The organism is Bradyrhizobium sp., assembly GCF_016213215.1.
GTDB lineage: Bacteria > Pseudomonadota > Alphaproteobacteria > Rhizobiales > Xanthobacteraceae > Bradyrhizobium.
This window is the reverse complement of the sequence record NZ_JACRAW010000160.1, coordinates 1-10,149: the sequence shown is the minus strand read 5'-3', so window position 1 is coordinate 10,149 and position 10,149 is coordinate 1. Positions and strand designations below refer to the sequence as shown.

8 protein-coding genes and 1 tRNA gene are annotated in these 10,149 nt (G+C 62.8%); 3 read left to right on the top strand and 6 right to left on the bottom strand.

Translation table 11 applies throughout. The features are described from left to right. From HY852_RS26610 to HY852_RS26590, 5 genes are all read right to left on the bottom strand, one after another. Positions 1-1,124 (bottom strand): LON peptidase substrate-binding domain-containing protein (locus tag HY852_RS26610; RefSeq protein ID WP_291607934.1); only part of this gene is annotated, 1,124 nt, incomplete at its 3' end. Positions 1,125-1,436: 312 nt separating this feature from the next. Then, a complete protein-coding gene (gene clpX / locus HY852_RS26605; RefSeq protein ID WP_291607933.1) occupies positions 1,437-2,711 on the bottom strand; it encodes an ATP-dependent Clp protease ATP-binding subunit ClpX in 1,275 nt (424 codons plus the stop codon). A gap of 420 nt (positions 2,712-3,131) precedes the next feature. Then, on the bottom strand, positions 3,132-3,767 hold the full coding sequence (locus HY852_RS26600) for an ATP-dependent Clp protease proteolytic subunit (protein WP_291607932.1): 636 nt from the start codon (positions 3,765-3,767) through the stop codon (positions 3,132-3,134). Between the two features lie 249 nt (positions 3,768-4,016). After that, on the bottom strand, positions 4,017-5,381 hold the full coding sequence (gene tig, locus HY852_RS26595) for a trigger factor (RefSeq protein WP_291607931.1): 1,365 nt from the start codon (positions 5,379-5,381) through the stop codon (positions 4,017-4,019). Between the two features lie 179 nt (positions 5,382-5,560). Then, positions 5,561-5,645, bottom strand: a tRNA-Leu gene (locus HY852_RS26590). Between the two features lie 157 nt (positions 5,646-5,802). Between HY852_RS26590 and HY852_RS26585 the strand changes: the two genes are divergently transcribed. Further along, on the top strand, positions 5,803-7,119 hold the full coding sequence (locus HY852_RS26585; protein ID WP_291607930.1) for a multicopper oxidase family protein: 1,317 nt from the start codon (positions 5,803-5,805) through the stop codon (positions 7,117-7,119). Between the two features lie 26 nt (positions 7,120-7,145). Here HY852_RS26585 and HY852_RS26580 read toward each other — a convergent pair whose 3' ends face one another. Next, positions 7,146-8,645: an NAD(P)H-hydrate dehydratase gene (locus HY852_RS26580; RefSeq protein ID WP_291607929.1), complete on the bottom strand. Its 1,500-nt coding sequence runs from the start codon at positions 8,643-8,645 to the stop codon at positions 7,146-7,148. Positions 8,646-9,015: 370 nt separating this feature from the next. Between HY852_RS26580 and HY852_RS26575 the strand changes: the two genes are divergently transcribed. Together HY852_RS26575 and HY852_RS26570 are read left to right on the top strand one after the other, a co-directional pair. Then, on the top strand, positions 9,016-9,354 hold the full coding sequence (locus HY852_RS26575) for a P-II family nitrogen regulator (RefSeq protein ID WP_007603495.1): 339 nt from the start codon (positions 9,016-9,018) through the stop codon (positions 9,352-9,354). 151 nt (positions 9,355-9,505) lie between these two features. Next, a partial coding sequence (locus HY852_RS26570) for a glutamine synthetase beta-grasp domain-containing protein (protein WP_291607911.1) occupies positions 9,506-10,149 on the top strand: 644 nt, incomplete at its 3' end.

Sequence of the window (10,149 nt, the reverse complement as noted above, 5' to 3'; positions counted from 1 at the left end):
ATCGACTTGCCGAGCGAGGTCTTGCCGACGCCGGGAGGCCCGACCAGGCACAGGATCGGTCCGGTCAGCTTGTTGGCGCGCGACTGCACCGCAAGATACTCGATGATGCGCTCCTTGACCTTCTCCAGACCGTAATGGTCGCCATCAAGGATCGTCTGCGCCGCCTCAAGGTCCTTCTTGACCTTGGACTTCTTGTTCCACGGAATCGACAGCAGCCAGTCCAGATAGTTGCGCACGACGGTCGCTTCCGCGGACATCGGCGACATCTGGCGCAGCTTCTTCAGTTCGTGCTGCGCCTTCTCGCGTGCTTCCTTGGACAGCTTGGTCTTGGAGATCTTCTCCTCCAGATCGGCCAGCTCGTCGCGACCTTCGTCGTCGCCGAGCTCCTTCTGGATCGCCTTCATCTGCTCGTTGAGATAATACTCGCGCTGGGTCTTCTCCATCTGGCGCTTGACGCGCGAGCGGATGCGCTTCTCGACCTGCAACACCGAGATCTCGCTCTCCATCAGCCCGAGCACCTTCTCCAGGCGCGCGGTGACCGAGAGCGTCTCCAGGATGCCCTGGCGATCGGCGATCTTGACGGCGAGATGCGAGGCCACGGTGTCGGCGAGCTTGGCGAAATCGGTGATCGCCTGCACGACCCCGACGACCTCGGCCGAGATCTTCTTGTTGAGCTTTACGTAGCTTTCGAAATCCGACACCACCGAGCGCGACAGCGCCTCGGCCTCGACGGACTTGGCATCGGTGTCGGCGAGCGCGACCGCGGTCGCCTCGTAATAGTCGGAACGATCCGTGTACTTCTCGACGCGCGCGCGCTCGAGCCCTTCGACCAGCACCTTCACGGTGCCGTCGGGCAGCTTGAGCAGCTGCAGCACGCTCGCAAGCGTACCGGTTTCGTAGATCGAATCCGGCGCCGGATCGTCATCAGAGGCGTTCTTCTGCGTCGCCAGCATGATGAGCGCGTCGTTCTTCATCACCTCTTCGAGGGCACGGATCGACTTCTCGCGACCCACGAACAGCGGCACGATCATGTGCGGAAAGACGACGATGTCACGCAGCGGAAGCACTGGATAATCGTGGGCTTCGCCGTGGACGATCGATGGCCGGGGTTTAGGGCTAGTCATGGCCTGTTCCTTTTGTTTTGCCCCCTTGCACGCAGCCCACCAAAGCGCAGCCACCACAAGGTGCCGAGATGATCCGTGAACCGCTTGATCCTCATCAAGTTTCGAAGCGATTTCGCCGGATCGTAGCTGAGGCGAATCTGGAAAGATAATCCGCCGCCCGACATTAGGTGGCTATGATGGCAGGGGGTGTCAAGCCGTTGAAATATTCACGCCATTTGGCGTTGGCGTCGTGGGGAAAACGACACAAAGAGGGCTGCGGGAACTATTCCGCAGCCCATTTTTTCGAGAGTCGATCGGCAAACCAGCCGCCCGTCAGGCGCTGGCGCTGCTCTCGACTGCGCGGTCGGAGCGATCGGCATAGATGTAGAGCGGGCGAGCCGTGCCCTCGACGACCTCGCGCGAGATCACGACCTCCTCGACGCCTTCCAGGCCCGGCAGGTCGAACATGGTCTCGAGCAGGATCGCTTCCAAAATCGAACGCAGGCCGCGCGCGCCGGTCTTGCGCTCGATCGCCTTGCGGGCAACCGCGCCAAGCGCCTCGTCGGCGAAGGTGAGCTCGATGTTCTCCATCTCGAACAGCCGCTGGTACTGTTTGACCAACGCGTTCTTCGGATCGGTGAGGATCTTCTTCAGCGACGTCTCGTCAAGATCCTCCAGCGTCGCCACGACGGGCAGACGGCCGACGAACTCGGGGATCAGGCCGTACTTCAACAGATCCTCCGGCTCGACATGGCGGAAGATTTCGCCGGTACGCCGATCTTCCGGGGCCAGCACCTGCGCGGCGAAGCCGATCGAGGTGGAACGGCCGCGGGCGGAGATGATCTTCTCAAGGCCGGAGAAGGCGCCGCCGCAGATGAAGAGGATGTTGGTCGTATCGACCTGCAGGAACTCCTGCTGGGGATGCTTGCGACCGCCCTGCGGAGGAACCGAGGCCACGGTGCCTTCCATAATCTTCAGCAGTGCCTGCTGCACGCCCTCGCCCGACACGTCGCGCGTGATCGACGGGTTATCCGACTTGCGGCTGATCTTGTCGATCTCGTCGATATAGACGATGCCGCGCTGGGCGCGTTCGACGTTGTAGTCGGCGGCCTGCAGCAGCTTCAGGATGATGTTCTCGACGTCCTCGCCGACGTAGCCCGCTTCGGTGAGCGTCGTCGCATCCGCCATCGTGAACGGCACGTCGAGAATGCGCGCCAGCGTCTGCGCCAGCAGCGTCTTGCCCGAGCCGGTCGGCCCGATCAGCAGGATGTTCGACTTCGCAAGCTCGACGTCGTTGTGCTTGGTCTGGTGATTGAGCCGCTTGTAGTGATTGTGGACCGCGACCGAGAGCACCTTCTTGGCATGGCTCTGGCCGATGACGTAATCGTCCAGCACCTTGCAGATTTCCTTCGGCGTCGGAATACCGTCGCGCGACTTCACCAGCGAGGACTTGTTCTCCTCGCGAATGATGTCCATGCAAAGCTCGACGCACTCGTCGCAGATGAAGACCGTGGGACCTGCAATCAGTTTGCGGACTTCATGCTGACTCTTGCCGCAGAACGAGCAATACAGCGTGTTCTTGGAGTCGCTCGTGCCGACCTTACTCATTCAAATCTCCGTCCGCGGTTCGATCCCGTCCGCCCCGATCGTACCATTCAGGCACATCCGCCGTCGCAGTGTTGAGATAGAGCAAATTCTGTACCAAAAAAGACCCTGCGCGTTGCATTCCTTGAGAATCACGGTTCTTCGATTCCCCACGATCCTACCCGATCGCGCCTAGCCAACCATGCTGTCATCCGACTATCAAGAATTCGCTAATCGGGCCGCCGCTGGCTACCCGTGACAATACCGTGATTTCGGGCATTGGCACCGGGGGGAGCGGTGGAAATCGGCTGGGCGTTGCGCGATTACCACGGCAAAACCGGCACGAAACCGGAACTTTCCGCGTCCGGAGGAACGCAAGTCGCGCGCGTGCGCCCCGCGAACGCGCCCGTTAACGTGAACAGCGCCCTTATTGATCCCGCAGACTTAGGTGGTTTTCACCGGCGCCGGCTCCTCGGCGCGCTTGGCGATGACCTTGTCGACCAGCCCAAAATCCTTCGCCTGGTCGGCGGTCAGGAACTTGTCGCGTTCCAGCGCGTCTTCGATCGCCCTATAGGTCTGGCCGGTGTGCTTGACGTAGATCTCGTTGAGCCGCTTCTTCAGGTTCAGAATTTCCTGCGCGTGCAGCATGATGTCGGTTGCCTGGCCCTGGAAGCCGCCGGAGGGCTGATGCACCATGATGCGCGAGTTCGGCAGCGTGAAGCGCATGTCCTTCTCGCCGGCGGCGAGCAGGAGCGAGCCCATCGAGGCCGCCTGCCCGGTGCATAGCGTCGACACCGGCGGGCGGATGAACTGCATCGTGTCGTAGATCGCAAGGCCCGATGTTACCACGCCGCCCGGCGAGTTGATGTACATCGAGATTTCCTTCTTCGGATTCTCCGCCTCGAGGAACAGAAGCTGGGCGACGATCAGGGTCGACATGCCGTCCTCGACCGGTCCGGTCACGAAGATGATGCGCTCCTTCAGAAGCCGCGAGAAGATGTCGTAGGCGCGCTCGCCACGGTTGGTCTGCTCGACCACCATGGGCACGAGTTGCATATAGGTTTCAACCGGATCGCGCATGAGTCACCCAGAATGGTTGGCCGGGACGAACATCCGATAGAGGCTTTGGGATTGCCGGACGCGGACGCAGGTCCCGTGATGCAGGACGAAAGGACAATTCACAGATATACGCCAATTCCCCGGAGGCAAGACCGGAGTGCTGTCAGGCTTAATCCATCTCGTCAGTTGAAGCTGATTCGCGATAGCCGGCCCAGCGACGGCTCCCGCCGCCGGCCTCCTGTCGCCATTCATGCTTAACACAAGGCTTCGTCAGGCCGCGGTCTTTTCCGCGTCCTCTTCTTCCTTGTAGAGTTCATCGCGCGAGACCTTCTTTTCGGTCACGCTCGCGAGCTCCAGGATGAAGTCGACGACCTTGTCTTCATAGATCGGTGCACGAAGCTGGGCCAGGGCGTTGGCGTTGTTGCGATAAAAGTCCCAGACTTCCTTCTCGCGGCCCGGCATCTGGCGCGCGCGCTCGATCACCGCGCGGCTGACTTCCTCGTCGGTCACGGTGATCTTGTTCTTCTCGCCGATCTCCGACAGCACGAGCCCGAGCCGGACTCTCCGATCGGCGATCTTGCGATACTCTTCCTGGGCCGCCTCCTCGGTGGTGTTCTCGTCTGCAAAGGTCTTGCCGACGGAATCCATCTCGGCCTTGATCGAGTTCCACATCAGGTTGAACTCTTCGTCGATCAGCGAGGGCGGCGCCTCGAAGCGATGCGCCTCGTCGAGGCGATCGAGCAGCGCCCGCTTGACCTTCTGGCGCGTCGCCACGGCGTATTCGGCAGCCAGGCGATCGCGCGCGGCCTGCTTGAGCTTGTCCAGCGATTCAAGGCCGAGCGTCTTGGCGAATTCGTCGTCGATCTTGGCTTCCTGCGGCGCCTCGATCGCGGTTGCGGTGGTTTCGAACTCGGCCGGCTGGCCGGCGAGCTTCGCGTTGCCGTAGTTCTTGGGGAACGTGACCTTCAGCGTTCGCGTCTCGCCGGCGGCAATGCCGATCAGCTGGTCTTCGAAGCCGGGAATGAAGGTCTTCGAGCCGACCACGACCTGGATGCCCTCACCCGTGCCGCCCTCGAAGGCTTCTCCGTTGACGGTGCCCTTGAAGTTGACGGTGACGCGGTCACCGGACTCGACCTTGGCGCCCTCGCCCTTTGGCGCGTAGGAGCGGTTGTTGTCGGCAATGCGCTGAATCGCCTCATCGACATCCGCGTCCGTCACCTCGGCGACGAGCTTCTCCACCGAAAAGCTCTTGAAGTCGGCAAGCTGGATCGGCGGCACGACTTCGATCGCAACCGTGTAGGTCAGATCGGACTTGCCGCTGAGGAGATCCTCGACCTCCTTCTGCTCGGTCGGCATAGTGATCTTCGGCTCGCCCGCGAGGCGGAAGTTGCGCTCGGTGAAGATCTGGGTGTTGGTGTCGCGAATGGTCTGGTCGATGGTCTCGGCCATCACGGAGCGGCCATAGACCTTCTTCAAGTGGCTGACCGGCACCTTGCCCGGACGGAAGCCGTTGATGCGCACCTTGTCCTTCAGATCGACGAGCTTGGCGTCGGCCTTGGCATCGAGGTCAGCAGCGGGAACGCTGATCTTGAATTCGTGCTTCAATCCCTCCGAGAGGGTCTCTGTGACCTGCATGGGCGTCCAATCTTCGCTTCGTTGGGACCCGGCGAGGCGCGCCAGGACCTGTTATGATCAATTCGGTTCGGCGCGCGGCGGAAAAGCCTTGCGCCGGTGTTTTGACAGACCAGCCTCCTCGCGGATACCCGTGAGGAAACAGCTCGTCCAGTAATCCTCGTGCAAACGCCGAAAGCGCTTGGTGCGGGCGGAGGGACTCGAACCCCCACAACTTTCGTCACTGGAACCTAAATCCAGCGCGTCTACCAGTTCCGCCACGCCCGCTGATAGCATCAAAGTGTCCGGCCGCGATGCCGCGGGCGGCGGGCTTATAGCAACGAGCCCGCTCCTTCGCAGCAAAAAAATGGCCGCTTGAGGCTCCGCTCAGGTAAGCATTGCCCCCGGACATATCCAGCCAACACGGGTCCGCACCGTCTTGAAGATGAAACCCTTTCCTGTGTTCAACCGCCGCGAGGTGATGGCCGGATTGGGAGCTGCGGCCCTCTGCCCCGCCTCGGGCGTCGCAGTGCCGCAGGCGCCGGCTCCCCTGGTCCTTGAGGCCAGGGTCGGCACGATGACGCTGCGCTCGGGCCAGCCCGCCACGCCGGTTTGGGAGCTCTCACCCTCAACTCCAGACAACGGCGTCCGGCTGAGACGGGGCGATCGGTTCGAGTTGAGCTTAAAGAACAACCTTAAGGTCGCGGCCGCGCTCGGCTGGCATGGCCTTGATGGCGCTGCAGCTGCCGAGCCGCTCGCCGCCCGGCGGCCCACCGCCCCAGGAGGACAGGAAAGCCTTACGATTTCAATGACTCACGCCGGAACCTTGACAGCAGATCTCCGGCTCCTCGAGGACGGTACGGGACTGCCGGCGCGGCCTCTTCCGCTCATCGTCGGAGAGAGCGAACCGGTGGTGGTGGACCGCGACGAGATCATCCTGCTCGAAGACTGGCGGCTATCGGCCGAGGGAGCGGCGCAGGTCCCCGGTGCCGCCGCACCCGACTCCCCGCCGCTCTACACGGTGAATGGACAGATGATGCCCGATCTCTCCGTGCGGCAGAACGAGCGGCTCAGGCTTCGCTTCATCAACGGCTGCCACCGCGCTGTCGTCGCCATCAAAATCGAGGGCCACGAAGTTGTGGTGATGGCCCTGGACGGCCAGCCCGCCGAACCCTTCCTCGCCCGCAACGGTGCTCTGGTGCTGGCACCTGGCGGCCGCTGCGACACCTTCATCGATGCGACGGGCCAGGCGGGTAGCGTTTCATCGATCCTCCTGCACGACGGCAAGGAGGCACGGGTGGTAGCGCGCGTTGTGACTTCGAGCGAGGCGCCGCTCCGTCCTTCCCGGTTGCCGCCGGCACCGCCGCTCCCCTCCAATGGCCTGCCGGAGCAGCTCGACCTAAAAGGTGCCCTGCGGGTCGATGTGGCGCTGGCAGGCGCCCCGAAGGACTGGGTCCGCCCGGCAGATTTCTCCGCCTCGGCGCCCCCTGCCTTTCGCGTCAAGCGAGGTCGCGTTGTCGTGCTCGCCTTGAGCAACCGCGCCGAGACGACGACGATCTTCCACCTGCATGGGCATCATTTCCGCGTGCTGGATCGGCTCGACGACGGCTGGAAGCCATACTGGCTCGACACGCTGGCGATCGAACCTGGCCAGACCCAACGCATCGCCTTTGCAGCGAGCCATGCCGGACGCTGGCTGATCGAGAGTTTCGCTGCCGCATGGGCCGCGCCACGACTGGTGCGATGGTACGCAGTCGAGTGAGGCGGCATCTGGATTTGCCGGATGCCTCAGTACGAGATGCCGAACTCGTCGTAGATGCGCCGGTGCACCGCCGGCAGGGTTTCGGACAGGTCCTCCGCGATCAGGCCGGGCCCGGCCTCAACCGCTGCCTCGCCATGCATCCACACGCCGATACTTGCGGCCTCGAAGGCGGGAACGCCCTGCGCGAGCAGCCCGGCAATGATCCCCGACAGCACGTCGCCCGCGCCGGCGGTGGCGAGCCACGGCGGGGCGTTGGCTGCAATCGTCGCGCGGCCGTCGGGCGCTGCGACGGTAGTGTCCGGTCCCTTGACCAGGACGACGGCGCCGCAACGTTCCGCCGCCGCGCGCGCCCGCTCGAGCTTGGAGCGGTTCGGGTGCTTGTTGCTGAGGTCGCTGAACAGGCGCGGGAATTCGCCTTCATGCGGCGTCAGCACGACCTCAAGATCATGCGAGGACTTGATCGATTCAAAAAGACGCTCGGGACAAGCGGCAAAGCTGGTGAGCGCGTCCGCGTCGACCACGAGATGCCGCTGCGCCGACAGCGCGGTATGGACGAAGTCGCAGGTGCGCTCGCCGACGCCCGCGCCGGGACCGATGATGCAGGTGTTGTAGCGTTTATCGGTCAATAGCTCGCCGAACTCGACCGGCGTATCGACGGCACGGACCATCACCGCAGTCAGAGCCGACGCGTTGACGATAAGCGCATCGCGCGGCGATGCCAGTGTCACGAGGCCCGCGCCGGCCCGCAACGCGCCGCGCGCCGCCATCCGCGCCGCGCCCGTCGCGGCAACATCGCCGGACAGCGCCAGCACGTGGCCCCGCGCATACTTATGGGCGTCGACGTGCGGCACCGGAAAGGACCTGCGCCAGACTTGCGGAAGGTTTTCGAAGGCCTGCGGCTTGATCTCGTCCAGAACCTGCACGGCGATGCCGATATCGGCAACGCGCACCCGGCCGCAGTGCATGCGGCCCGGCAGAAGCAGATGCGCGGGCTTCTTGCGAAAAAAGGTGACGGTCTCCGTGGCGTTGACGGCCGTCCCCATTACCGCTCCGCTCGTGCCGTTGATGCCGCTCGGCAGGTCGACGGCAAGAACAGGCGCCCCATTGGCATTGATGGCCTCGATCATCTCGCGCGCCTCGCCCTCCACCTGTCGGCTCAGACCGGCGCCGAACAGCGCGTCGATGATCAGCGCGGGCTTGCCGATCGCCTGCGGATTGAACGGCAGCACCGGGTGCTTCCAGCCACGCGCCGCCGAGGCCGCATCGCCCTGGAGGCTCTCCCGCTCCGACATCAGAATCACGGAAACCTCGCGTCCCTGCGCTGCCAGTTCGGCTGCAGCGACAAAGCCGTCGCCGCCATTGTTCCCGGGACCGGCAACGACCAGGATCGGTCCCTCCTCGACCAGGTCGATTGCCGCTTCGGCAACGGCCTGGCCGGCGCTCAGCATCAGGGTGAAACCCGGCGTGCCGGCTGCGATGGTGAGCCGGTCGGCTCGTTCCATTTCGGCGTTGGTCAGAACTTCCATGCCAATTCCCTGGTAAGAACGCCTGTTCCTGAGGCAGTTTCCCGTACCGCCCCCCGCTCATCCGACCTCAAATGCCTGCCAAATGGACGGTTTGCCTATTTTGTAACCTTCGCTATCCTGGACGGGCTGGACTAACCCTATCCGAAATGCTTGTTAAAAGGCTGATAACGCTCCCAAATCAGGGTACCCAATAAACTGGCATAGACCCTGCTTCCGAGGAAGCCGTTTCGATTCGTCGCGCTCACACGCATTCACAGGTGTGGCCGGCTACCGCCGGGCTGGTCAGGCAGGTCCGAAAGCTACCCTTGCGCATCATGCGCATTCTGATGAGAAGTTGCTAATTTGACGTGGAAAGGCCGGGAGGCGCCCAGTGAAGAAGATTGAAGCCATCATCAAGCCGTTCAAGCTCGACGAGGTGAAAGAGGCGCTGCAGGAAGTCGGACTCCAGGGCATCACGGTTACGGAAGCCAAGGGATTCGGACGTCAGAAGGGCCATGCCGAGCTCTATCGCGGCGCCGAGTACATCGTGGACTTCCTGCCGAAAGTCAAAATCGAGATCGTAATCGGGGATGACCTGGTCGAGCGCGCGATCGACGCCATCCGCCGCGCGGCCCAGACCGGTCGGATCGGCGACGGTAAGATTTTCGTCTCGAATATCGAAGAAGCCATTCGCATTCGCACCGGGGAATCCGGACTGGACGCGATCTGAGCGAGCCGATCCGGCCCAGGGGTTCCGCGTTCGACTATATTGTGTTGCGCCTTACCCAAGGCTATTGAGCTAGCCGCGGTCGCACCGCCGCCGGGTCGCTTCGATCGTGCCACCACCACACGACTATAAGGGTTAGCCAAAAGGGGTATTCATGAAGACCGCCAAAGACGTCCTGAAATCCATCAAGGATAACGACGTTAAATACGTCGACCTGCGTTTCACCGATCCCCGCGGCAAGTGGCAGCACGTCACCTTCGACGTCGGCATGATCGAGGAAGACACGTTTTCCGAGGGCCTGATGTTCGACGGATCCTCGATCGCCGGCTGGAAGGCGATCAACGAATCCGACATGTGCCTGATGCCCGATCCGGTGACCGCGACGATCGATCCGTTCTTCGCGGAGACGACCATGATCATCGTCTGCGACGTGCTGGAGCCGACCACCGGCGAGCCCTACAACCGCGACCCGCGCGGCATCGCCAAAAAGGCCGAGGCGATGGTCAAGTCGATGGGCGTCGGTGACGTCGTCTATGTCGGCCCCGAGGCCGAGTTCTTCGTTTTCGACGATGTCCGCTATTCCGCGAACCCCTACAACACCGGCTTCAGGCTCGATTCCGTCGAGCTGCCGACCAATTCCGACACCGAATATGAGGGCGGCAACCTCGGTCACCGCATCCGCACCAAGGCCGGCTACTTCCCGGTTCCGCCGCAGGACTCGGTGCAGGACATGCGCTCCGAAATGCTCGGCGCCATGGCCAAGATGGGCGTCAAGGTCGAGAAGCACCATCACGAAGT